Origin of the sequence: Lysobacter sp. cf310, assembly GCF_900114355.1 — a bacterium.
Classification (GTDB): Bacteria; Pseudomonadota; Gammaproteobacteria; order Xanthomonadales; family Xanthomonadaceae; genus Lysobacter.
In genome coordinates this window covers 549,556-571,009 of record NZ_FOSS01000001.1, presented here as the reverse complement: position 1 = coordinate 571,009, position 21,454 = coordinate 549,556, and the positions used below count along the sequence as shown (strand labels likewise).

The 21,454-nt window shown below is 70.6% G+C and carries 23 protein-coding genes and 1 pseudogene; 13 read left to right on the top strand and 11 right to left on the bottom strand.

Translation table 11 applies throughout. The features are described 5' to 3' along the window. Positions 1-84: 84 nt before the first annotated feature. The 3 genes from BMZ45_RS02505 to BMZ45_RS02495 form a co-directional block, all read right to left on the bottom strand. Entirely contained in the window at positions 85-534 is a 450-nt protein-coding gene (locus BMZ45_RS02505; protein WP_091632043.1) for a hypothetical protein, read from the bottom strand. 114 nt (positions 535-648) lie between these two features. After that, a complete protein-coding gene (gene aroB, locus BMZ45_RS02500; RefSeq protein WP_091632040.1) occupies positions 649-1,770 on the bottom strand; it encodes a 3-dehydroquinate synthase in 1,122 nt (373 codons plus the stop codon). Then, complete coding sequence (locus tag BMZ45_RS02495; protein WP_091632038.1) at positions 1,767-2,321, bottom strand: shikimate kinase; 555 nt, start codon at positions 2,319-2,321, stop codon at positions 1,767-1,769. Before BMZ45_RS02495 ends, aroB begins: the two co-directional genes overlap by 4 nt. A 126-nt stretch (positions 2,322-2,447) precedes the next feature. Between BMZ45_RS02495 and BMZ45_RS02490 the strand changes: the two genes are divergently transcribed. Further along, the gene (locus tag BMZ45_RS02490; protein WP_056182730.1) at positions 2,448-2,651 is read left to right on the top strand and encodes a dodecin family protein; all 204 of its coding nucleotides are present in this window, start codon (positions 2,448-2,450) and stop codon (positions 2,649-2,651) included. Positions 2,652-2,679: 28 nt separating this feature from the next. Here BMZ45_RS02490 and BMZ45_RS02485 read toward each other — a convergent pair whose 3' ends face one another. Then, on the bottom strand, positions 2,680-3,492 hold the full coding sequence (locus BMZ45_RS02485; protein WP_091632036.1) for a kinase: 813 nt from the start codon (positions 3,490-3,492) through the stop codon (positions 2,680-2,682). A gap of 17 nt (positions 3,493-3,509) precedes the next feature. Between BMZ45_RS02485 and pdxH the strand changes: the two genes are divergently transcribed. Together pdxH and aac(6') are read left to right on the top strand one after the other, a co-directional pair. Next, positions 3,510-4,112 (top strand): pyridoxamine 5'-phosphate oxidase, encoded by a 603-nt coding sequence (pdxH, locus tag BMZ45_RS02480; protein WP_091632033.1) that lies wholly within the window; start codon positions 3,510-3,512, stop codon positions 4,110-4,112. Then, positions 4,109-4,576 carry an aminoglycoside 6'-N-acetyltransferase gene (gene aac(6') / locus BMZ45_RS02475; protein ID WP_254776509.1) on the top strand — a complete coding sequence of 156 codons (468 nt, stop codon included), beginning with the start codon at positions 4,109-4,111 and terminating at the stop codon, positions 4,574-4,576. The genes pdxH and aac(6') overlap by 4 nt, the downstream gene beginning before the upstream one ends. Positions 4,577-4,705: 129 nt before the next feature. Here the strand turns inward: aac(6') and BMZ45_RS02470 are convergent, their stop codons facing one another. Then, complete coding sequence (locus BMZ45_RS02470; RefSeq protein ID WP_091632028.1) at positions 4,706-5,119, bottom strand: GNAT family N-acetyltransferase; 414 nt, start codon at positions 5,117-5,119, stop codon at positions 4,706-4,708. A 72-nt stretch (positions 5,120-5,191) separates the two neighbouring features. On the opposite strand from BMZ45_RS02470, the gene BMZ45_RS02465 reads away from it, so the two are divergent. The 3 genes from BMZ45_RS02465 (at position 5,192) to BMZ45_RS02455 (ending at position 8,080) form a co-directional block, all read left to right on the top strand. Beyond that, positions 5,192-5,986, top strand: coding sequence for a cobalamin-binding protein (locus BMZ45_RS02465; RefSeq protein WP_091632025.1), 795 nt, complete (start codon positions 5,192-5,194; stop codon positions 5,984-5,986). Positions 5,987-6,147: 161 nt separating this feature from the next. Further along, positions 6,148-7,107, top strand: a complete 960-nt coding sequence (locus BMZ45_RS02460) for a lipase family alpha/beta hydrolase (RefSeq protein ID WP_091632022.1) — start codon at positions 6,148-6,150, stop codon at positions 7,105-7,107. A gap of 1 nt (position 7,108) precedes the next feature. After that, positions 7,109-8,080, top strand: a complete 972-nt coding sequence (locus tag BMZ45_RS02455) for a lipase secretion chaperone (RefSeq protein WP_091632021.1) — start codon at positions 7,109-7,111, stop codon at positions 8,078-8,080. Between the two features lie 15 nt (positions 8,081-8,095). Here BMZ45_RS02455 and BMZ45_RS02450 read toward each other — a convergent pair whose 3' ends face one another. From BMZ45_RS02450 to BMZ45_RS02435, 4 genes are read right to left on the bottom strand one after another with little or no spacing between them, the layout of a single operon-like run. After that, on the bottom strand, positions 8,096-8,590 hold the full coding sequence (locus BMZ45_RS02450) for a DUF4426 domain-containing protein (RefSeq protein ID WP_091632018.1): 495 nt from the start codon (positions 8,588-8,590) through the stop codon (positions 8,096-8,098). A gap of 23 nt (positions 8,591-8,613) precedes the next feature. Continuing rightward, positions 8,614-9,459: a pyrroline-5-carboxylate reductase gene (gene proC / locus BMZ45_RS02445; RefSeq protein ID WP_091632015.1), complete on the bottom strand. Its 846-nt coding sequence runs from the start codon at positions 9,457-9,459 to the stop codon at positions 8,614-8,616. Between the two features lie 58 nt (positions 9,460-9,517). Beyond that, positions 9,518-10,114, bottom strand: a complete 597-nt coding sequence (locus tag BMZ45_RS02440) for a hypothetical protein (protein WP_091632013.1) — start codon at positions 10,112-10,114, stop codon at positions 9,518-9,520. Further along, positions 10,111-10,761 carry a YggS family pyridoxal phosphate-dependent enzyme gene (locus tag BMZ45_RS02435; protein ID WP_091633978.1) on the bottom strand — a complete coding sequence of 217 codons (651 nt, stop codon included), beginning with the start codon at positions 10,759-10,761 and terminating at the stop codon, positions 10,111-10,113. The genes BMZ45_RS02440 and BMZ45_RS02435 overlap by 4 nt, the downstream gene beginning before the upstream one ends. Positions 10,762-10,992: 231 nt before the next feature. Between BMZ45_RS02435 and BMZ45_RS02430 the strand changes: the two genes are divergently transcribed. The 3 genes from BMZ45_RS02430 to BMZ45_RS02420 all read left to right on the top strand — a co-directional run bounded on the left by BMZ45_RS02430 (position 10,993) and on the right by BMZ45_RS02420 (position 17,326). Then, positions 10,993-12,030, top strand: coding sequence for a type IV pilus twitching motility protein PilT (locus BMZ45_RS02430; protein WP_055903397.1), 1,038 nt, complete (start codon positions 10,993-10,995; stop codon positions 12,028-12,030). 119 nt (positions 12,031-12,149) lie between these two features. After that, the gene (locus BMZ45_RS02425) at positions 12,150-13,280 is read left to right on the top strand and encodes a PilT/PilU family type 4a pilus ATPase (RefSeq protein ID WP_091632010.1); all 1,131 of its coding nucleotides are present in this window, start codon (positions 12,150-12,152) and stop codon (positions 13,278-13,280) included. Positions 13,281-13,432: 152 nt separating this feature from the next. Beyond that, the gene (locus BMZ45_RS02420; protein WP_091632006.1) at positions 13,433-17,326 is read left to right on the top strand and encodes a hypothetical protein; all 3,894 of its coding nucleotides are present in this window, start codon (positions 13,433-13,435) and stop codon (positions 17,324-17,326) included. 31 nt (positions 17,327-17,357) lie between these two features. Here BMZ45_RS02420 and BMZ45_RS02415 read toward each other — a convergent pair whose 3' ends face one another. Then, positions 17,358-17,924: a DNA-3-methyladenine glycosylase I gene (locus BMZ45_RS02415; protein ID WP_091632003.1), complete on the bottom strand. Its 567-nt coding sequence runs from the start codon at positions 17,922-17,924 to the stop codon at positions 17,358-17,360. A 161-nt stretch (positions 17,925-18,085) separates the two neighbouring features. Between BMZ45_RS02415 and BMZ45_RS02410 the strand changes: the two genes are divergently transcribed. From BMZ45_RS02410 to BMZ45_RS02395, 4 genes and pseudogenes are all read left to right on the top strand, one after another. Further along, on the top strand, positions 18,086-18,652 hold the full coding sequence (locus tag BMZ45_RS02410) for a YqgE/AlgH family protein (RefSeq protein WP_175488892.1): 567 nt from the start codon (positions 18,086-18,088) through the stop codon (positions 18,650-18,652). Beyond that, entirely contained in the window at positions 18,649-19,143 is a 495-nt protein-coding gene (gene ruvX / locus BMZ45_RS02405; RefSeq protein ID WP_056182780.1) for a Holliday junction resolvase RuvX, read from the top strand. Before BMZ45_RS02410 ends, ruvX begins: the two co-directional genes overlap by 4 nt. Then, positions 19,140-20,084 carry an aspartate carbamoyltransferase catalytic subunit gene (locus BMZ45_RS02400; RefSeq protein ID WP_091632000.1) on the top strand — a complete coding sequence of 315 codons (945 nt, stop codon included), beginning with the start codon at positions 19,140-19,142 and terminating at the stop codon, positions 20,082-20,084. The genes ruvX and BMZ45_RS02400 overlap by 4 nt, the downstream gene beginning before the upstream one ends. A 45-nt stretch (positions 20,085-20,129) precedes the next feature. Continuing rightward, a pseudogene (locus tag BMZ45_RS02395) lies at positions 20,130-20,345 on the top strand (alkylphosphonate utilization protein); the annotation flags it as partial. Positions 20,346-20,584: 239 nt separating this feature from the next. On the opposite strand, the gene BMZ45_RS02390 reads toward BMZ45_RS02395, so the two are convergent. Then, entirely contained in the window at positions 20,585-21,451 is an 867-nt protein-coding gene (locus BMZ45_RS02390) for a carboxylesterase family protein (protein WP_254776508.1), read from the bottom strand. Between the last annotated feature and the right edge of the window lie 3 nt (positions 21,452-21,454).

The window sequence follows — 21,454 nt, the reverse complement described above, 5'->3', positions numbered from 1 at the left end:
TTCGCGGCCGGGCTCGGTGGTGAGCGGGATGAGGGCAGGCGCGGCGATCGCGAATCCCGACCGTGCTGCGTCCGCCGCGGGAAACTAGGCCTGCGGCAGTTCCACCGGCCCGACCAGCGTGCCGGACAGGTGCTCGAAGTGCACGATCTCGCCCAGCTGCGGCGGATGGCCGACCGCGCTGGCCTTCAGCTGGATCGTGCCGTCGCGATATTCGTTGACCCGATAGGCCGTGCCGCTGCCCTGCGAATAACGGCCGGCGCTGACGAAACGCATGCCGGTGAGCACGATGCGCCATTGCTTGGCGTTGACGTCCAGCACGGCCGTGCCCGCGCGCGATCCCGCGCTGCGATCCGAATAGGCGCGCACGACTTGGGCGATGGCTTCGGTCCACTCGTTCCAGTCGATGGCGTAGACCACCACCGCGGTGCGCGCGCGCGGAAACGGACCGTGGCGCTCGAACACGACTTGCGCCGCGACCTGGCTCTGATCGGTCGCGCAGTAGTGTTTGTCGAGAAACTCGAACTGCGAACTCATGCGGTGCCCCTGTGCGCCTGCAACGGATGGAACCGCTCGTTGCGGCAGCGGGCCGGTGGCGCACTGTGCGGCTCCGGCGTCGGCGAGGCAAGGCCCGGCCGTCACCGCGACCGCTTAGCCGCTGGCGAGCATGCTGAGCACCGCTTCGTCGGCCACCCCCGACACGATCCGGGCCAGGCCGGCGCGATCCCACAGAATGAAGCGCAGCCCGCTGGCGTCGGCCTTCTTGTCCAGGCGCATGCGCGCGAGCAGGGCGTCGGGCGACAGACCGGCCGGGATCGTGGTCGGCAAACCAAGGCGTTCCAGCAGGCTGCGCAGGCGTTGGGTGTCGGCGGCGTCGGCCATGCCCAGCTCGGCCGACAGCCGCGCCGCCAGCACCATGCCCACCGCGACCGCTTCGCCGTGGTTGAGGCCGTCGCCGGTCGCGCCGGCATAGCCCTGTTCGGTTTCGATGGCGTGGCCGAAGGTGTGGCCGAAGTTGAGCAGGGCGCGGTCGCCGCGCTCATAGGGATCGCGCGCGACCACGTCGGCCTTGTAGCCGCAGCTGCGTGCGATCGCCTGCGCCAGGGTCGCGTCGTCGCCGCCCAACAGGTCGGCGGCGTGCGCCTCCAGCCAGGACAGGAAGCTTTCGTCGAAGATCGCGCCGTACTTCACCACTTCGGCCAGACCGGCGCGCAGTTCGCGCGCGGGCAGGCTGCGCAGGGTGGCGGTGTCGGCGATCACCGCGCGCGGCGGATGGAAGGCGCCGACCAGGTTCTTGCCGCTGGGCAGATCGACCGCAGTCTTGCCGCCTACCGAGGAATCGACCATCGCCAGCAGGGTGGTCGGCAGTTGCACCACGTCGACGCCGCGCATCCAGCAGGCGGCGGCGAAACCGGCGAGGTCGCCGACCACGCCGCCGCCCAGGGCCAGCACGGTGGCGTCGCGGGTCGCGCCGAGGCGGGCCAGCGCGTCCAGGCATTCGCCGAAGCGCGCCAGGGTCTTCTCGTGTTCGCCCGGCGGCAGCACATAGCGCGCCAGTGACAGGGTGGGGCGGGCCGCGCGCAGCGTGCGTTCCAGCGCGTCGGCGTACAGCGGCGCGACGTGGCCGTCGCTGACGATCAGGGCGTGGCGGCCGCGCAGGTGCACGGCGACGTGCTCGGCGTCGGCGAGCAGGCCGGGGCCGATGTCGATCGTGTAGGCGGCGTCGCCCGACACCTTCACGCGGTGCAGGGGCTGGGAGGCGGTGGCGGTCATGCGGAGGCTCCGTGCGCGTGCGCGGGACGGCGCCAGCAAAGGTCGAGTTCGTCGGCGAGCTTGGCCGCGGCGTCGGCCGCGGTCATGCGTTCGGTATCGAAGCGCAGGTCGGCCACTTCGGCGTACAGCGGCGCGCGTTGCGCCGACAGCGTGCGCAGCACCTCCTCGCGGTCGTCGCGCGCCAGCAGCGGGCGGGTGCGGTCGCGCGCGAGGCGCTCCAGCTGCGCCTCCACGCTGACCTGCAGGTGCACCACATAGCCGCGCTCGCGCAGCAGGGCGCGGTTGTCCGGGTCCAGCACCGCGCCGCCGCCGGTGGCCAGCAACAGGCCGTCCTCGGCCAGCAGCTCGGCCAGGGTCGCGCGCTCGCGCGCGCGGAAGCCGGCTTCGCCCTCGCATTCGAAGATGGTGGCGACGGTGGCGCCGGTGCGCTGTTCGATCTCGCGGTCGGCGTCGGCCAGGCGCAGGCCGTAGCGCTCGGCCAGGCGGCGGCCGATGCAGCTCTTGCCGGCCCCCATCGGGCCCACCAGGATCAGATTGCTCGCGGGATTCATGCCGCGATTGTAGCCAGCCGCGGCCCCGCGCTGGCGCCCGTCGGCTGTTGCGTGGCCTTAACGCCGGCCGGCCTAGGCTCGCCATTCCGGCCGCAACCCGCGCGCCGGCCAGACCGGAGCACGCCCATGGCGATCGCCAAGATCATCGAACTCAACGCCTCCTCCAAGACCAGCATGGAGGACGCGGTCAAATCGGGACTGAAGAAGTGCGGCGAATCGGTGAAGAACATCAAGGGCGCGTGGGTCAACGAGATCAAGGTCGTGACCGAGGACGACGGCACCGTCACCGAGTGGCGGGTCAACCTGCGGGTGAGCTTCATCGTCGAGTGACGGCGCCGTCGCGCGCCTGCGCGCGGCTCTAGGCGAGCACGCGCCGGCGCGCGTCCACCGGCACCGTCCAGTCGGCGATCTCCGGCAGCCGCGCCAGCGCCTGCCGGCTCACCCGTTCGAACAGGCGCACGAAGCGTTCGATCTGGGCGCGGTCCATGCCCGCGCGCCCGGGGCTGGCGGCCTGCAGCGCACGCTCCTGTTGCCAGCGCCACTCCGGTACGTGTTCGAAACCCGGCGGCTGCAGGAACAGCAGCCGGTCCAGGCGCGCCCACAGCGCCGGGTAGTCCTGCGCCAAGGCCTGGTTGCAGTAGCCGCGCCAGACGCCGTCGCGGTCCTCGTCGCGCTCCAGGGCGTTGATCGGCTCGATCAGCTCCGCCGCCGTCTGTGCCGGGGTCTTGAGGAACCAGCCCTCGAACAGGGTCAGGTCGACCGCGCGCAGGCGCGGCCAGCGCGACGGCGGCAGGCGGCGGTCGCCGAGTTTGTCGAAGCGCGGCAGGCGCGCGGCGCCGCCGGCGCGCAAAGCGTCCAGGGTGGCGCAGGCCAGTGCCACTTCGTGGGTGCCCGGCGGGCCGCGCGTGGCCAGCAGCGGATGCACCCGGCGGCCCAGCTGCGCGCGTTCGCGCCGGCCCAGATAGCAATCGTCGATCGACAGCACCGCCACCCGCAGGCCGCGTTCGCCGGCGCGCGCGGCGACCTGCGCGGCCAGGGTCGACTTGCCGCTGCCCTGCAGGCCGGCGATCGCATAGACGCGGGCGCCGTGATTCAAGGCGTCGGCCAGCACGCGCTCGACGAAATCCGCGGCGTAGGCGCTGGCGGCGGAGGGATGCGTAGCGGGCGGCATCGCGCGACAATAACCCAATGAACCCACATCCCTTGTTAGCCGAAGCCATCGCTGGATTTTCCGGTCTGTTCGACGAGGCGCGCGTCGCCGGCGAGCCCGATCCCACCGCGATGACCATCGCCACCGCCGGTCTGGACGCGCGTCCGTCGGCGCGCACCGTGCTGTTGAAGGCGCACGACGCACGCGGTTTCGTGTTCTACACCCATCTGGACGGGCGCAAGGGCCGCGAGCTGCAGGCCAATCCGCACGCGGCGCTGCTGTTCCATTGGCCGCGCGTGCGCAACGGCGTGCAGGTACGGGTGGAAGGCGCGGTCGAGATCGTCTCCGATGCCGAGGCCGACGCCTACTTCGCCTCGCGCCCGCGCGTGAGCCAACTCGGCGCCTGGGCCTCGCTGCAATCGGAGACCCTGGCGTCGCGCGAGACCTTCGAACAGCGCCTGGCCCAGGTCGAGCAGCGCTTCGACGGCCGTGAGGTGCCGCGTCCGCCGCGTTGGACCGGTCTACGCGTGCGGCCGGAGAAGATCGAGTTCTGGTACGGCGCCGACTTCCGCCTGCACGAGCGCTGGCTGTACGAATGCGACCGCGCCGGCGACTGGTCGAAGCGGATGCTGTATCCGTGAGCGCCGCGGGCCGGGTGCGGCCGGCGACCGAAGCCGATCTGGCCGACTGGGCGCGCTTGCGCGGCGCGCTGTGGCCGGACGAGGAGGGCGAGGAACCCAACGATCACGAAGGCGAGATGCGCGAGGCGCTGGCGCGTCCGGAGCGCGATCTGTGCGTGCTGGCGTTCGACGCGCAGGGCCGGGCTTGCGGCTTCGCCGAAGCCAGCCTGCGCACGGACTACGTCAACGGCACCGACAGCTCGCCGGTCGGGTTTCTCGAAGGCTGGTACGTGGCGCCGGAACAGCGCGGCCGCGGCATCGGCCGGGCCCTGATCGCTGCGGTCGAACACTGGACGCGGGAGCGCGGTTGCGAGGAATTGGCTTCCGATTCCCTGCTGGACAACCACGACGCCCACCACGCGCACGCGGCCTGCGGTTTCGAGGAAACCGAGCGCGTGGTGTATTTCCGCAAGCGCCTTGGGTAACGCGATGGTGCGGTTAACACCGCAGCCTACGGCCGTCGTAGCCTTGCGTAGGATGCGGTGAGCGCAGCGAACCGCATCGTCGCGTCGCTCGGGCAACGACGCCGGCCCCGATATCGCCGCGCGGCCGCTTCAATACTCGCGCTTGTACCAGAACGTGTGCTGCATCGGCGCCATGCCCGCGCGTTCGTAGAAGCCGACCGCGTCCGGCACCGAGGCCAGGATCAGACTCACCGTCGGCCCGAGCTGGCGCCGCGTCTCGTCCAGCAAACCCTGGCCGATGCCCAGGCCCTGCGCCGCTTTCGACACCGCCAGCTCCGACAGATAGCAGCACCAGGCGAAATCGGTGACGCAACGCGCGATGCCGACCAGTTCGCCGTCGGGCCGTCGCGCGCTCACGATCAGATCGGCCGCGTCCAGCATCTGCCGCAGGCGCGGCGCGTCGTCGACCGGGCGGATCGCGCCCAGGCCGGAGTCGACCAGGACCTGGCGAAAGTCGGCGACGGCGACGGTCGCCTCGCGGGCGTAGACGATGCTGGATTCCATGCGGCGAAGATCGCATCGCCCGGCGCGCCTGGCAATCGCCGCCGGCCGCACCGGTAATGCGACAATCGCGGCATGGGCCCCCAACGCATCGTCTGCCTCACCGAAGAACCCACCGAGACCCTGTACGCGCTCGGTGAACAACACCGCATCGTCGGCATCAGCGGCTTCACCGTGCGCCCGCCGATCGCGCGCAAGGAAAAGCCCAAGGTCAGCGCCTTCACCAGCGCCAAGATCGACGAGATCCTCAAGCTCGAGCCCGACTTCGTGATCGGCTTCTCCGACATCCAGTCCGAGATCGCCGCCGCGCTGATCAAGCAGGGCGTCGAGGTCTGGATCAGCAACCACCGCAGCGTCGAGGGCATCCTCGACTACATCGCGCGCCTGGGCGCCCTGGTCGGCGCGGCCGACCGCGCCGTGGCCTACGCCGACGAACTGCGGCGCGGGCTGGACGCGATCGAGCGCGAGGCGCGGGCCTATCCGCGCCGGCCCAAGGTCTATTTCGAGGAGTGGGACGAGCCGCTGATCACCGGCATCCGCTGGGTCGCCGAGTTGGTGCGGATCGCCGGCGGCGACGACGTGTTCCCGCAGCACGCGGCGCAGTCGCTGGCCAAGCACCGCATCCTGGCCGACGCCGCCGAGGTGATCCCGCTGGCGCCGGACATCGTGTTCGGTTCCTGGTGCGGCAAGAAATTCCGTCCCGAGCGGGTGGCCGCGCGCCCGGGCTGGGAGGCGATCCCGGCGGTGCGCGACGGCGAGCTGCACGAGATCAAATCGCCGCTGATCCTGCAGCCCGGTCCGGCCGCGCTCAGCGACGGCGTGGCCGAGATCGCCGCGCATATCCGCGCCTGGGTGCAGCGCAACAATTAAGCCGGCTCAGGCGCTTGGCGGGCCAAGTCCGCCGCGATAGGCATCACAGTTCGCTCCCGTATGGTGCACTGCGGCGTGCAGCTCCCATACGCATTCGTACAGTCGACCGGGCCGGCGCCGCCGGCCTCGCCAGCGGTACGACACGGTTTCTGGGAGGGAACATGTCGCGATCGATCCTGCGTACGGGCGCGTTGCGCGCCGGAGTCTGGGCCCGGCTGTTCGCGGTCCTGTTGTTGCTGGCGGCGGCTCTGCCGGCCAGCGCCGACGACTACACCAAGACCAAGCACCCGGTCGTGCTGGTGCATGGCCTGTTCGGCTTCGACGAACTCGGCGGCCTCTACGATTACTGGTACGACATCCCGGGGCAGCTGCGTGCGGGCGGCGCCAAGGTCTATGTCGCCAACGTGTCCTCGGCCAACTCCAGCGAACTGCGCGGCGAGCAGCTGATCGATTACCTGGAAACCCTGCAGGCCACCTACGGCTACAGCCGTTTCAACCTGATCGGCCACAGCCACGGCGGACCGACCGCGCGCTACGTCGCCTCGGTACGCCCGGACCTGGTCGCCTCGATCACCTCGATGGGCAGCCCGCACACCGGCAGCAAGGTTGCCGACGGCATCGGCACCGCGTTCCCGCCCGGTTCGCCGGGCCGCGGCCTGGTCGCCGGCCTCGCCGACGCGCTGGGTTCGTTCCTGGAATTCCTATCCGGCGACGACGATCCGCAGGACGCGCTGGCCGCCCTGGCTTCGCTCGACAGCGCCGGCGCGGCGGCGTTCAACGCGCGCTATCCGCAAGGCCTGCCCAGCAGCGCCTGCGGCCAGGGCGCGGCCAGCGTGCGCGGCGTGCGCTACTACTCGATGGGCGGCACCTCGCCGCTGAGCAACGTGTTCGACCCCAGCGATCTGCTGATGGGCGCGGGTGCGCTGTTCTTCGGCTTCGAGGCCAACGACGGCCTGGTCGGGCGCTGCTCCTCGCACCTGGGCAGCGTGATCCGCGACGACTACGCCTGGAACCACCTCGACGAGGTCAACCAGGTCGCCGGCCTGCGCGGCCTGTTCGCGTCCAATCCGCCCAGCGTCTACCGCGCGCATCTGAACCGGCTGAAGAACGCCGGACTGTAGGGTGCTGCGTTTCGCGCTAGCGCTGGCATTGGCGGCGGGTGTGGCCCTGGTGCTGGGGCTGTCGGGCTGGCATCGCGAGGCGACGTCGGTGCCGGCTTCGGTGCGGACGACGGCGCCCTCCCGCGGCGTCGCCGATGCGCGTGGGGAGCCGCGTGCGCGCGCCGCCGCGACCGCGGCAGACTCCCTGCGCGGCACCGAGGTCGACGGCGGGGTGACCCTGGACGCGGCCGGCAAGCCGGCGATCGACCGCGGCCTGCGCCGGCTGTTCGATTACTTCCTCACCCGCCTGGGCGAACGCGAGCCCGCGGCGATACGCGACGACCTGCGCCGCTATCTGCAGCCGCGCCTGGGGGCGCCCGCGCTGGCCCAGGTATTGGCCTGGTTCGACGCCTATGTCGCGCTGGAGCGCGAAAGCGCGGCCCTGGGCGCGGGCGGCGATCTGCGCGCCGATCTCGAGCGCCGGCGCGAACTGCGCCGGCGCCGGCTGGGCGAGGTCGTCGCCCAGGCCTGGTATGGCGAGGACGAGCGCCGCCTCGAGCATGCGATCGCGCGGCAGGCGCTGCTGCGCGACCGCGGCCTCACCCCTGCGCAACGCGCCGAGCGCTTGCGCGAACTCGACGCCGCGCAGGGCCTGAGCGCCGACCCCACACGCAGCGAAAGCGAGGCCGTCGCGTTGGCGATGCGGCAGAGCGCCCAGTACGAAGCCGAGGGCGTCGCGCCCGAGCGTCGTTACGCCGAGCGCGAGGCCGCGTTCGGAGCGCCGGCGGCGCAACGTCTGGGCGAGCTCGACCGGCGCCGCGCGCAGTGGAATCAGCGCTTGAGCGCGTATCGCGCGCAACGCGATCGAATCTTGGCCGACCCCAGCCTGAGCGCGGCGCAACGTCAGGCCCGCTTGAGCGCGCTGCTGGCGCCGTTCGACGCGCGCGAACGGCTGCGCGTGGAAGCGCTGACGCGCGAGGATGCGCGCCGATAGCGCGATCGATGTCGCCTAGCGCGGATAGAACTCGCGGCTGAACTGCAGGGTCGTGCTGGCGCCGCCTTCCGGCGTCACGCTGACGTCGAAGCGCACGGTGTCCGGCAGGGCGATCTCGACGGTGCCGATGTAATCCAGCAACTGCGCGCTGCCGGGATCGCCGGTGCGCAGCTCGCGCAGTTCCAGTTCGCGGCGCTGGCCGCGCAGGTCGGTGGCGCTGGCGCTGACCCGCGCCGGAATCGCCACGTCCTGGCCGTCCGGACCGCGTCGCACCGCGACCAGCAGCATCACCGTGGCGTCGTCGCGCACGATCCCGTACTGCTGCGCGACCGCCGGCGACAGCGCCGAGGTCTGCAGCGCGCTCGCGCGCACGCTGACGTCGCCGCTGCGCGCGATGGCCTCCTGCGGCGCGGCGCCGGCGCTGCCGGACGCGGTGGGCAGCGCCGCCTCGCGGCCGCAGCCGCTCAGCAGCGCGAGAGTCAGCAGGCAGACGGCGAGAGCGGTGCGCATGGCGGAGGTTCCGGTAGGTGGGGTCAGTCGTTGGCGGCCGAGAGCTCGCGGCCGCGTCGGGTGGCGGCCGCGATCGCGGCTTCGACCAGGGCGTGGAAACCGCCGGTTTCGAAGGTTTCGATGGCCGCCTGGGTGGTGCCGCCGGGCGAGGTCACGCGCGCGCGCAGCACCTCGGCGGGTTCGTCGGAATGGGTGAGCATGGTGGCCGCGCCCAGCAAGGTCTGATTGACCAGGGCGCGCGCGGCTTCGGGCGTGAGGCCCTGGGCCACGCCCGCGGCCTGCATGGCCTGCGCGAGCAGGAACACGTAGGCCGGGCCGCTGCCGGAGACCGCGGTGACCGCGTCCATCTGCGCCTCTTCGGCGATCCACACCGTCGGACCGACCGCGTCCAGCAGCGCCGCCGCGCGTGCGCGCTGCGGCTCGGCGGTGGCGGCGTTGGCGTACAGGCCGGTGATGCCGGCGCCGAGCAGGGCCGGCGTGTTCGGCATCGCCCGCACCACCGCCTGATCGCCGCCCAGCCACAGGTCGAGCTGGCGGGCGGTGATGCCGGCCGCGATCGAGATCACCAGCGGGCGCTGCGACTGCGCCAGCGGCGCCAGCGCCGCGCACACGCTGCGCATCACCTGCGGTTTGACCGCGAGCAGCCACACGCTGGCGCCGGTCGCGGCCTCGGCCGCGTTGGCGTAGCAGGGCACGCCGAAGTCGCGCTGCAGGGCCTCGCGCAGCACTTCCACCGGCTCGGCCACGCGGATCGCCTCGGCGTCGCCGCCGCGCGCGACCAGGCCGCCGATCAGGCTGCGCGCCATGTTGCCGCCGCCGATGAAGGCGACCGGGCTGAGCGGGGACAGGGCGGTATCGGATGCGGGCATGGCGTTCGGGGCGTGCGGGACTGGAGCGCCAGCATACCGAGGCGGCCGCGCTCCCGCGCTAGGAACCGCCGCGTCGGGACGCGTCAGGCAGCGGCGGGCAGGCCCTGTCGTGGAGGCGCGCCTCGAAGCGGTAGCGCGGTACGTAGTCGCCGGCGTAGCTCAAGGCGATCCGGCCCGACCACAGCAGATCGTAGCGGTCGCTGTCGCCGCGGCGCTGGAAGCGGATACGGTGATCGACCGCGCTGTCGTGACCCAGCAGGTACAGCCCGAACGCCGGATCTTCGTCGGCGTCGGGCAGCTCCCCGTCGCCGTCGAACGGATCGGCCACGAATTCGGCGCCGTCCAGCGCCGCCAGCGAGAACTGCGCCAGCGGCCCGATCCGGATGCCGCCGCTCTCGCCCCAATAGACCGAGGACAGGATGCAGTTGTGGTAGTTGCCCCACACGATCGGCGAGGCCCAGTCCGAAGCCGCGCCGTCCCCGTCGTCGGCGATCTCGCGTTCGGCGTAGTACTTCGCGCCGACCAGGTGCAGATCGAACCACACATCCTCGCCTTCGACCCGCGCGCTCCACTCGAATTCGGCGATGGCATGGCCTTCCGGCCAGGGGTTGCCGGGGAACACGATGCGGTCCTGCGGGTGCGCCGCGGCGCTCATGCGGCGGGCTTGGGCGGACGCGCGCCGAACAGGGCGGTGCCGATGCGGACCAGGGTCGCGCCTTCCTCGATCGCGATCGCGTAGTCGTCGCTCATGCCCATCGACAGGGTGTCGAGGCCGGGATGGTCGGCGCGCAGCGACTCGAACAAGGCATGAGCGCGGCGGAACGCGGGGCGGCGACGCTCGGGGTCCGCGTGCGGGGTCGGGATCACCATCAGCCCGCGCAGACGCAGGCGCGGTTCGGCCGCGATCGCGGCGGCCAGCGCCGGCGCCTCCTCGGGCCGGCAGCCGTGCTTGCTGGCCTCGTCGTCGATGTTGACCTGGATCAGCACCTGCAGCGGCGCGCGCGCCGGGTCGCGGTGGCGGGCCAGGGCCGCGACCAGCTTGGGCCGGTCCACGGTCTGCACCCAGTCGAACAGCTGCGCGGCCTGCTCGGCCTTGTTCGACTGCAGGTGGCCGATCAAATGCCACTCCAGTCTCAGTTCGGCCAGGACCGCGCTTTTGGCCGCGGCTTCCTGAACATAGTTCTCGCCGAACGCGCGTTGCCCGGCCGCCGCCAGTTCCGCGACGGCGGTCGCATCCTGGGTCTTGCTGACCGCGAGCAACTGCGGTACTGGCCGCTGCGCAAGGCGCGCGGCGTTATCCAACTGGTGCAAGATGCCGAGCAGGGCGTGCGCGCGCACGTAGGGAAATCCTGTGAAAGAGGGCTGGTTCGGCAATGCGGGTACGGGGCTATACTGCCTCGCAGGGGACGCTTCCCGCTACTTGCGGCTGGCCACTATTGTCGCTCGTTTGCGTTTAGGCGTTTTCGCTGTAGCTTCGTTCCGTGTGGTCTGAAGTTTCCATCTGAAGTTCTGTTGCAGTGCGGGGGAGCACGCATGGATATCGCCGAACTGTTGGCGTTTTCGGTCAAGAACAAGGCATCCGACTTGCATCTGTCGGCCGGCCTGCCGCCGATGATTCGCGTCGATGGCGACGTGCGGCGCATCAATATTCCGGCGCTGGACCATAAGCAGGTCCACTCGCTGGTGTACGACATCATGTCGGACAAGCAGCGCCGCGATTACGAAGAATTCCTCGAGGTCGACTTCTCGTTCGAGATTCCCGGCCTGGCCCGCTTCCGCGTCAACGCGTTCAACCAGAACCGCGGCGCCGGCGCGGTGTTCCGTACCATTCCCTCGGAAGTGCTGTCGCTCGAAGACCTGGGCTGCCCGCGCATCTTCAAGGAACTGATCGAGCAGCCGCAGGGCCTGATCCTGGTCACCGGACCGACCGGTTCGGGCAAGTCGACCACGCTGGCGGCGATGATCGACCACATCAACAAGAACGAGTACGCGCACATCCTGTCGGTCGAAGACCCGATCGAGTTCGTGCACACCTCGCAGAAGTGCCTGATCAACCAGCGCGAAGTCCACCGCGACACCCACGGCTTCAACGAGGCCCTGCGTTCGGCGCTGCGCGAAGACCCCGACTACATCCTGGTCGGCGAGTTGCGAGATCTGGAAACCATCCGCCTGGCGCTGACCGCGGCCGAAACCGGCCACTTGGTGTTCGGCACCCTGCATACCTCGTCCGCGGCCAAGACGGTCGACCGCATCATCGACGTGTTCCCGGCCGGCGAAAAGCCGATGGTGCGCTCGATGCTGTCCGAGTCGCTGCGCGCGGTGATCTCGCAGGCGCTGCTGAAGAAGGTCGGCGGCGGCCGTACCGCGGCCTGGGAAATCATGGTCGGCATCCCGGCGGTGCGTAACCTGATCCGCGAGGACAAGGTCGCGCAGATGTATTCGGCGATCCAGACCGGCCAGAACCACGGCATGATGACCCTCGACCAGCACCTGCAGGACCTGGTGAAGCGCGGCATGATCCTGCGCCCGCAGGCCCGCGAGTACGCCAAGGACAAGCGCCTGTTCGACTAAGTGAAGCAGGTCCCGGTTGCCCGGGGCCGTTGCTGGCACAGTGCCGGCGCCGGTCCCTCGGCAGCCACAGCATCACGGCACCGTCTTTTTTTTGTTTGACCTCCCGAGGAGGCAGCCCCATGAGCACCATCGACTTCACCTCGTTCCTCAAGCTGATGGCGCACCAGAAGGCGTCGGACTTGTTCATCACCGCCGGCATGCCGCCGTCGATGAAGGTCCACGGCAAGATCTCGCCGATCACCCAGAACCCGCTGACTCCGCAGCAGAGCCGCGACCTCGTGCTCAACGTGATGAACCCTCAGCAGCGCGAGGAGTTCGAAAAGACCCACGAGTGCAACTTCGCGATCGGCGTGACCGGCGTCGGCCGCTTCCGCGTGAGCTGCTTCTACCAGCGCAACCAGGTCGGCATGGTCCTGCGCCGCATCGAGACCAAGATCCCGACCGTCGAAGAGCTCAACCTGCCGCCGATCATCAAGACGCTGGCGATGACCAAGCGCGGCATCATCATCTTCGTCGGCGCCACCGGTACCGGTAAGTCGACCTCGCTGGCGGCGATGATCGGCTACCGCAACATGAACTCCAGCGGCCACATCATCACGATCGAGGACCCGATCGAATTCGTGCACAAGCACGAGGGCTGCATCATCACCCAGCGCGAAGTCGGCATCGACACCGACAGCTGGGACGCCGCGCTCAAGAACACCCTGCGCCAGGCGCCGGACGTGATCATGATCGGCGAGGTGCGCACCCGCGAGGGCATGGACCACGCCATCGCCTTCGCCGAAACCGGTCACCTGGTGCTGTGCACCCTGCACGCCAACAACGCCAACCAGGCGATGGACCGCATCATCAACTTCTTCCCCGAGGATCGCCGCGGCCAGTTGCTGATGGACTTGTCGCTGAACCTCAAGGGCGTGGTCGCGCAGCAGCTGATCCCGACGCCGGACGGCAAGGCGCGCCGGGTCGCGATGGAAATCCTGCTGGGCACGCCGCTGGTCCAGGACTACATCCGCGACGGCGAGATCCACAAGCTCAAGGAAGTGATGAAGGAGTCCACTCAGCTGGGCATGAAGACCTTCGATCAGGCCCTGTTCGAGCTCTACCAGGCCGGCGAGATCAGCTACGAGGACGCCCTGCGTTACGCCGACTCGCAGAACGAAGTGCGCCTGCGCATCAAGCTCGCCCAGGGCGGCGACGCGCGCACCCTGGCCCAGGGCCTGGACGGCGTCGAGGTCGCGGAAGTGCGCTGACGCGCCCACCGCGACCGAACGACGGAAAGAAGCCCGGCCGGTCCGGGCTTCTTCTTTTTGGGGCGCGCCGACGGCCGGCGTGGTGTCCTGTCGTGCGCGTGGGTATCGTTAGCCGCTAGCAGGGATGTAGCTGACGACACGGAGCATGTCGCATGGCCGATACCGACCAGGGACCCGTCGTGCCCGGTCCGGAGCCCGCACGGGCGCCGGCCGACCCGCCCGCCGGCGCCGCCGCGCCGCCGCCCGACGATGCCGAGACCGCGGCCATCGACGCCGCCGAACGCGCCGCGATCGAGCAGCGTCGCCGCGAGGCCGGCATCGCCGCCGCCGAGGGTGCGACGCTCAGCAGCGTGGGCCTGGCCCTGTCCGGCGGCGGCGTACGCAGCGCGACCTTCTGCCTGGGGCTGATCCGCGGCCTGGCCCAGAACGGCCTACTGCCGCGTTTCGACTATCTGTCCACGGTGTCCGGCGGCGGCTATGCGGGCGCGGCCCTGGGCCGGTTGATCGCGGCGCTGGGCATCGCCGACGCGCAACGCCTGCTCAGCCGCGGCGACACCCTGTTGCTGGCCTGGCTGCGCCGCTACGGCCGCTACCTGGCGCCGCGCGGCGCGCGCGACTACGGCATCGCCATCGCCACCTACCTGCGCGCCGGCCTGGCCGTGCACCTGGAGTTCGCCCTGCTCGCGATCGCGATCGGCACCCTGGTGGTGCTGCCGCATCTGCTGCAGAGCCTGACGTCCTTGCTGGCGCCGCAGGACTGGAGCGGCTGGCGCACCGCCTGGTGGCCGCTGGCGGCGCTGAGCTGGCTGCTGTTGGCGCCCGGCAATCTGATGGCGTACTGGGCGCTGCGCGATGTCGCGCCCAAGGACGCGGCTGCGCTGAACGCGCCGCCGCGCTACTCGCGCTGGGATATCGCCATGATCCTGGTGGCCGGCGCGGTCACCGTGCTGCTGGCCTCGCGCCTGTCCGACGCCGGCCCGCCGCTGCCCGCGTACTCGGCCAAGTTCCTCGCCGTGCTGGTGCTGGCCAGCGTCTCCGGCTACGGCCTGTGGCTGTGGACGCGCGTGCGCGGCGCCAGCGACGACCGCGACACCTTCAACACCCGCGAGCGCGATCTGCTGACCGCGCATCTGCGCAAGATCAACCTGATCGCGCTGGTGCTGGCCGCGCTGGGCGCGGTCGATCTGTTGAGCTGGAAGCTGCTGCAGAACCTGGAGGCCGGCGCGCCCTGGGTCTACGGCAGCCTCGGCCTGGGCAGCCTGCTGGTGGTGGTGGTGCGCGCGTTCGGCGAGCCGATCCAGCGCCTGCTTTCGACCGAAGAGGGCCCGCGCCCGGGCCTGATGCCCTTGCTGATCAACGTGCTTGGCCTGGGCGCTGCGCTGGTGCTGCTGGTGCTGTGGGTGACGGTGGTGCAGTGGTGGGTGTTCGGCCGCCACGGCACCGATCCGCACCTGATCCTGAGCGGACTGTGCGAGCGTCTGGCGCTGCCGGCCTGGGACCTGTCGGGTCTGCTGCCGCGTTGGCGATGGCTGCAATGGATGCTGCAGCAACCGACCCTGCTGCGCCTGCTGTGGCTGCTGCTGGGCCTGTTGATCTGGTTCCTCGGCACCGGCATGCACACCGAGACCGTCAACGCCACGTCCCTGCACGGTTTCTACCGTTCGCGCCTGACCCGCACCTACCTGGCCGTGGGCAACCTGATCCGTTTCCCCGGCCAGGCCGTGCTCGGCGCGCGCGAGGTCAGCCCCGAGGAGTTCTCCAACGTGGTCGCGACCGTGCGCGCGGACGACGTCGCGCTCACCGACTATCGCCCGCACGAGCGCGGCGGCCCCGTGCATCTGATCAACGTCTGCCTCAACCAGACCCGCGGCGCCAGCAGCAAGCTCTACAACGCCGACCGCAAGGGCGCGCCGCTGGTGGCCAGCACCTTCGGCCTGGAGGTCGGACGCGACGGCGAGCGCGCGGCGGTGGAACCCCAGCGCCTGGACAAACTGGGGCGCTGGATCGCGATCTCGGGCGCGGCGGCCTCGCCGGGCGCGGGCTCCAACACCACCGCCGGCTGGGCCATGCTGCTGTTCCTGGTCGGCGCGCGTCTGGGCTATTGGTTCGACACCGGACGCACGGCCGCGCAGCTGGAGCGGCCGATGGCCGGCGTCGGCCCGGTCGGCACCACCGCCACCCAGGCGCTCGGTCTGGCGCTGTGGCGGCGCTATCGCAATTCCAAGTTCGGGCGTCTGATCGCCGAGGCCACCGCCTCGTTCGACGGCGAAAGCGCGCGCGCCTGGTACCTGTCCGATGGCGGCCATTTCGACAACACCGGCCTGCATTCGCTGCTGCGGCGCCAGCTCGACTTCATCGTCCTGGCCGATTGTGGCGCCGATCCGGCCTACGAGTTCGCCGACCTGGAGAACCTGATCCGCAAGGCGCGCATCGACTTCGGCGCCGAGATCGAGTTCTACACCGAGGACAGCGCCTGCCATCTGCCGCTGATGCAGGACGAGCACATCTGCGTGCTGCCGCCGGAGAAGCTGCGCGACAACTACACCGCGCGCGGGGTGATGCTGGCGCGCATCCGCTACCGCCCCGATGCCCAGGGCCGCTGCAAGCAAGGCACGTTGCTGGTGGTGAAGCCGAACCTGCACTTCGCCCTCGACAGCGACGTGCTCGCGTACGCGCGGCGCAATCCGCAATTCCCGCAGCAGCCCACCTCGGACCAGTTCTTCGACGAAGCGCAGTGGGAGAGCTACCACCGCCTGGGCGAGGATTTCGGCCGCGCCCTGCGGCCGGGCTGGCTGGAGCAACTGCCGGGCTGGAGCGTGCCGGTCGCGCCGCAGGACGCGCTGCCCTCGCTGCGCCGCCTGCGTCCGATCGCGGCGCGGGCCGACGAGGCCGGCAAGCCGTTCTGGCGTCCGGAGACCAAGGCCGCCGCACTCAGCGCCGGCCTGGGCGCGGGCCTGATCGCGACCCTGGCGCTGCCGGCCTGGCAGGTCTACGACAAGCTCGCCGCGCAGCGCGAACAAGACCGGCTCGAAACCAGGAAACGCCTGGACGAACTGCGCGCGAAGCTGCCGGTATGGGCGCGCAAGGGCGAAGCGGCGCCCGCGGGCGCCGAAGCGGTGGATATCGACGAGGACGCGCAGGCGCTGCTCGACGGCCTGTACCAACAGGTGCGGCGCGAACGCGGCACGCTCAGCGACGGTGGTCGCGTGGTCGCGCGCGTGCAGGCCAGTTGCGGGCTGCCGGTGTCGAAAGCGCTGGCCCAGGCCTGCCCGCCGGTGCAGAGCGCGCACCGCAAACTCTGCGAGGCGGTCTGCGACCCGCCGACCCGCGATCCGTATTGGGAGCGCAGCGACCAGGCCGCGGCGCTGGCGATCGCGCCGGTCGCGGAATCGGTGGAATCCAGCGCCGACGCCTCCGCCGTGCTCAGTACCGATGCGGGCGTGTACGGCCAGGAAGATCCGGATGCGGTCCTGCCGCAGGACATCGCCTTGCCCGAGCGCCAGATTCAGAAGAAGCAGATGGCGCCGTTGGCCGCGACCTCCGAATCGCCCGGCCAGCGCGTGCAGCGGCTCTGCCATCGCCAGGTGGTCTATGTGCAGGTCTACGACGAGGCCACGCGCGCGCGCGCCGCGGCCTTGCCATGGAAAACCCTGCAGCCCGGCGCGACCATGCCCGGGATCGAGAACGTGGTGCGCTCGGCGCGCGCGCGCAACGCCGACGCCCCCAAGGCCTATGCGCAACCGACCCTGGTGGTGCACCGCATCGACGACGACGGCGCCTGCGCCGAGGCGCTCAAGGATTGGCTGACGCCGCAACTGAGCGCCTGGTACGGCCCGGCGCCGCAGGTCGAACTGCGCAAACTGCCCGGCGCCTTCAAGCCCGAGGACCGCGTGATCGAACTGTGGCTGCCGAATGCGCGCGCGCCGGTGCAGCAGGCGGCATCGCCCGGGCTGGCGCCCGCGTCGCGCACGCCGGCGACGGGCGCGGAGCCGGCTGCGGTCGTTGCGCGCGTTCCTGCCACGGTCGCATCCGCGCCGACGCGCTAGCGCGCGGGCCTTGCTACGGAACGTGGATCGTTCAGGCCTTCGCCGCCCGCATCCACGGCGGCGGCGGACGCCGCTTGGCCAGCTTGGCGTAGACCGGGCAGCTCTCGCGATGGCCGCCGGGCAGGTAGCCCAGGCTCATCAGGAATTCGTTGGTGATTTCGCCGCCGGTGAAGCGGAAGGTGTTTTTGAACAGCTTGACCCAGGCCGCCTTGTCGCGCGGGCGGCCGTCCAGCAGTAGGTGCGCGTCCAGCCATTGCGCGAAACCGCCGTGACTGGCGCGCAGGCTCTGCACGATCTGGGCGTTATGGATGGCGGCGTCGACCTTGAGGCGGTTGCGGATGATGCCGGCGTCGGCGAGCAGGCGCGCGCGCTCGGCGTCGCCGTAGGCGGCCACCGTGTCGACGTCGAAACCGTCGTAGGCGGCGCGGAAACCGTCGCGCTTGCGCAGGATGGTTTCCCAGCTCAGCCCGGCCTGGTTGATCTCCAGGATCAGGCGCTCGAACAGCTCGGCCTCGGCGCGTTGCGGGAAGCCGTATTCGCGGTCGTGATAAGGGCCGTGCAGGGGATGGCCGGGGGCGTAATCGCAGTAACCGGACATGTTCAAGCGCGTCCGTGGCGCGAGTGGACGGCGGCCGTGGCCGGCGCCGGGAAACGGAGGGTCGGCCGGGGCATGGCTCGGGTCCGGGGCAGGGGGCAAACCCCATGCTACGACGGATCGGCCGCGACCCGCGAGCGCGACACGCACGTTAGAATGGCGCCATGTCCGTGATGCCCACACCCCTGGCCAGCCAGCTCCTGATCGCGCTGCCCGCGCTGTCGGATACCAACTTTTCGCGCAGCGTCGCCCTGATCTGCCAGCACGACGACGACGGCGCCATGGGCATCGTGGTCAACCGACCCTCCGAGTACACCCTGGGCGAGGTCTTCGGCCAGATGGGCGTGGACGGCGGCGACGACCGCCTGCGTTCGCAGGTCGTGCTGGCCGGCGGCCCGGTCCATCCGGAGCGCGGCTTCGTGCTGCACGACGGCGGCATGCACTGGGATTCGACCCTGGCGATCGCCGATGCGCTGTTCCTGACCACCTCGCGCGACATCCTGGAAGCGATGGCGCGCGGCGAAGGTCCCGAGAACGCGATCGTCGCGCTGGGCTGCGCGGGCTGGGGTTCGGGCCAGCTCGAACACGAGCTGACCGAGAACGACTGGCTGACCGCGCCGGCCGACGCCGAGCTGCTGTTCGACCTGCCGCTGGACGCGCGCTGGCATGCCGCCGCGGGCCGCATCGGCGTGGATTTCGCGCACCTGGCCGACTACGCCGGGCACGCATGAACGCCGACGCCGATCAGCGCACGGTCATCCGCCGCGACGGCACGGTGCTGGGCTTCGATGTCGGTGCGCGCCGGATCGGCGTGGCGGTGGGCAGCGCCTTCGGCCACGGCGCGCGCGCGCTGGCGGTGGTGGACGTGCACGGCCACGGCCCGGACTGGAACGCGATCGACCGTCTGCGCAACGAATGGCGCCCGGACGGCCTGATCGTCGGCGACCCCATGACCCTGGAGGGCGGCGATCAGCCGGCCCGCCTGCGCGCGCACGCGTTCGCGCGCGAGCTGCATGCACGCTACAACCTGCCGGTGGTGCTGGTGGACGAGCGCTTGAGTTCGATCGAGGCCGCGCAACGCTTCGCCGCCGATCGCGCCGAGGGCCGCAAGCGCCGGCGCGACGCCGAGGCGCTGGACGCGGTCGCCGCGGCGGTGATCGTCGAGCGCTACCTGGCCGCCCCCGACGACGCTCTCGACCTGAACCAACTGCCCGCCGCATGAACTCGACGTTTTCGCATACGCCGCCGGCCGCCGCGCCGCGCCATCTGTTGACCCTGGACGGCATCTCGCGCGACGCGCTGACCGCCCTGCTGATCCGCGCCCAGGCCTTCGCCGAAGGCCACTACGACCGCCGCGCGCTGGACGGGCTGGCGGTGTGCACGCTGTTCTTCGAGCCGTCCACGCGCACGCGCATGAGCTTCCAGCTCGCGGCCCAGCGCCTGGGCGCGCATACGATCAACTTCGACGCCTCGACCTCGTCCACGCGCAAGGGCGAGACCGCGCTGGACACGCTCAAGAACCTGGAAGCGATGGGCGTGCGCGGCTTCGTGATCCGCCACCACGAGGACGGCGCGGTCGCGGCCCTGGCCGAGCACGTCGATCCGGGCACCAGTCTGGTCAACGCCGGCGACGGCCGCAGCGCGCACCCGACCCAGGGCCTGCTCGACATGCTGACCCTGCGCCAGGCCAAGGGCACCGATTTCTCCGGCCTGCGCGTGCTGATCGTGGGCGACCTGCGCCATTCGCGCGTCGCGCGTTCGGACCTGCACGCGCTGCGCGCGCTGGGCACCGGCGAGATCCGCGTTTGCGGCCCCGCCGCGCTGCTGCCCGACGCGGCGACCCTGCAGGGCTGCACGGTCTCGCAGGATCTGGACGCCGCGCTCGAAGGCGTGGATGCGGTGATGATGCTGCGCCTGCAACGCGAGCGCATGGAGGAGGGCCTAGTGGCGTCGCTGGACGACTACCACCGCGACTACGGCCTCACCGCCGCGCGCCTCAAGCGCGCCGCCGCGGACGCGATCGTGATGCACCCGGGCCCGATCAATCGCGGCGTCGAGATCACCGACGAGGTCGCCGACGGCCCGCAGTCGCTGATCCTGACCCAGGTCGCCAACGGCGTCGCCGCGCGCATGGCCGTACTCGAAGCCCTGCTCAAGGGCTGAACCCATTACTAGCCGCGACGCCCCCGGCGCCGGCAAGGACATCGAAGCATGATCGTGAAAGACAGCAATGGCACCGCGCTCGCCGACGGCGACTCGGTGCTGGTGATCAAGGACCTGAAGGTGAAGGGCACCTCGGTGACGCTCAAGCGCGGCACCCTGTGCAAGAACATCCGCCTCACGGACGACGAAGATCTGATCGAGTGCAACGTCGAGAAGGTCAAGGGGCTGGTGCTGCGCACCGAGTTTCTGAAGAAGGCTTGAGCGGGTAGAAGCGAATCCCGCTCAATAGCGGGTAGAGCAAATCCCCCTCAATCCCCCTTTTTCAAAGGGGGAGGAAGCGTATGGCTGGCCGGTCCCAGCGTACGCTTGTCTTGTTTTTGGATGAGGAAACAAGCTCAACAAGGCGCATCGCGCCCCGCTTGTCTTCCCCCTTTGAAAAAGGGGGATTGAGGGGGATTTGCTGTTGTTGTTGCTGTTGCTGTTGCCCCGAGCCTTCCGCCTCAGTGCCGCCGCTGCCGCCACAGCCAGGGCCACAGCGCATCGCTGGCATAGGCCGGATCCCAGGCGTTGTGCGCGACACCCGCGAACTCGGTGTAGCGCACGTCGCCGCCGGCCTGCTTGAGCGCCTCGGCCATGCGCCGCGACTGCTGCACCGGCACCGACTCGTCGCGGTCGCCGTGGAAGATCCAGGTCGGCAGGCGATGCAGGCGCTGGGCCGCGATCGCGAACGGATCGTCGTCGGTGGCCACGCCGCGCACATACAGGTCCCCGCCGGCGACCGGCGCGGTCACGCCGCCGCAGATCGGCACCAGCGCGGCGAAGCGGTCGGGCTGCAGCAGCGCCAGTTCGTAGACGCCGTAGCCGCCGCGCGACAGGCCGGTCAGCGCGACCCGGTCCGGGTCGCCGTCGAATTCGCGCAGCGCCGCATCCAGCGCGGCCAGCGCCATGCGCGCGGTGCCGTCGGTCCAGGATTCGTTGGCGGGCGACTGCGGGAACACCGCGATCGCCGGAAACTCGTCCTGGGCGCGGCGGATGTGCGGCGCCAGCCCGACCGCGAGCTGGCGCTGGTTGTCGTCGCCGCGTTCGCCCGAGCCGTGCAGGAACAGCAGCGCCGGCGGATGCCGGCCGCCGGCCGCGCGCGCGGGCACGAACACTTGATAGCGATAGGTCCGACCCTCGAGCTCCAGGCTGCGCTCGACGAAGGCGCCGTGTTCGCGGGCCGCGGGCGTGTGCGTGCAGGAGGCCGCGATCATCACGGCCAACGGCAGCAGGATCGCCCAAAGGCGAACGGTAACGGGTCGCAGCATCGTGCTGTCCACGGCATCCTTGTTGATCGCATCATTCCGTGCGATTTCCGCGCTGTCCATGCG

Excerpts from the sequence above, each read along its gene's own strand:
- BMZ45_RS02505 (WP_091632043.1), bottom strand. The coding sequence starts at position 534 with ATGAGTTCGCAGTTCGAGTTTCTCGACAAACACTACTGCGCGACCGAT.
- aroB (WP_091632040.1), bottom strand. The coding sequence starts at position 1,770 with ATGACCGCCACCGCCTCCCAGCCCCTGCACCGCGTGAAGGTGTCGGGC.
- BMZ45_RS02495 (WP_091632038.1), bottom strand. The coding sequence starts at position 2,321 with ATGAATCCCGCGAGCAATCTGATCCTGGTGGGCCCGATGGGGGCCGGC.
- BMZ45_RS02490 (WP_056182730.1), top strand. The coding sequence starts at position 2,448 with ATGGCGATCGCCAAGATCATCGAACTCAACGCCTCCTCCAAGACCAGC.
- BMZ45_RS02485 (WP_091632036.1), bottom strand. The coding sequence starts at position 3,492 with ATGCCGCCCGCTACGCATCCCTCCGCCGCCAGCGCCTACGCCGCGGAT.
- pdxH (WP_091632033.1), top strand. The coding sequence starts at position 3,510 with ATGAACCCACATCCCTTGTTAGCCGAAGCCATCGCTGGATTTTCCGGT.
- BMZ45_RS02470 (WP_091632028.1), bottom strand. The coding sequence starts at position 5,119 with ATGGAATCCAGCATCGTCTACGCCCGCGAGGCGACCGTCGCCGTCGCC.
- BMZ45_RS02465 (WP_091632025.1), top strand. The coding sequence starts at position 5,192 with ATGGGCCCCCAACGCATCGTCTGCCTCACCGAAGAACCCACCGAGACC.
- BMZ45_RS02460 (WP_091632022.1), top strand. The coding sequence starts at position 6,148 with ATGTCGCGATCGATCCTGCGTACGGGCGCGTTGCGCGCCGGAGTCTGG.
- BMZ45_RS02450 (WP_091632018.1), bottom strand. The coding sequence starts at position 8,590 with ATGCGCACCGCTCTCGCCGTCTGCCTGCTGACTCTCGCGCTGCTGAGC.
- proC (WP_091632015.1), bottom strand. The coding sequence starts at position 9,459 with ATGCCCGCATCCGATACCGCCCTGTCCCCGCTCAGCCCGGTCGCCTTC.
- BMZ45_RS02440 (WP_091632013.1), bottom strand. The coding sequence starts at position 10,114 with ATGAGCGCCGCGGCGCACCCGCAGGACCGCATCGTGTTCCCCGGCAAC.
- BMZ45_RS02430 (WP_055903397.1), top strand. The coding sequence starts at position 10,993 with ATGGATATCGCCGAACTGTTGGCGTTTTCGGTCAAGAACAAGGCATCC.
- BMZ45_RS02425 (WP_091632010.1), top strand. The coding sequence starts at position 12,150 with ATGAGCACCATCGACTTCACCTCGTTCCTCAAGCTGATGGCGCACCAG.
- BMZ45_RS02420 (WP_091632006.1), top strand. The coding sequence starts at position 13,433 with ATGGCCGATACCGACCAGGGACCCGTCGTGCCCGGTCCGGAGCCCGCA.
- BMZ45_RS02415 (WP_091632003.1), bottom strand. The coding sequence starts at position 17,924 with ATGTCCGGTTACTGCGATTACGCCCCCGGCCATCCCCTGCACGGCCCT.
- BMZ45_RS02410 (WP_175488892.1), top strand. The coding sequence starts at position 18,086 with ATGTCCGTGATGCCCACACCCCTGGCCAGCCAGCTCCTGATCGCGCTG.
- ruvX (WP_056182780.1), top strand. The coding sequence starts at position 18,649 with ATGAACGCCGACGCCGATCAGCGCACGGTCATCCGCCGCGACGGCACG.
- BMZ45_RS02400 (WP_091632000.1), top strand. The coding sequence starts at position 19,140 with ATGAACTCGACGTTTTCGCATACGCCGCCGGCCGCCGCGCCGCGCCAT.
- BMZ45_RS02390 (WP_254776508.1), bottom strand. The coding sequence starts at position 21,451 with ATGGACAGCGCGGAAATCGCACGGAATGATGCGATCAACAAGGATGCC.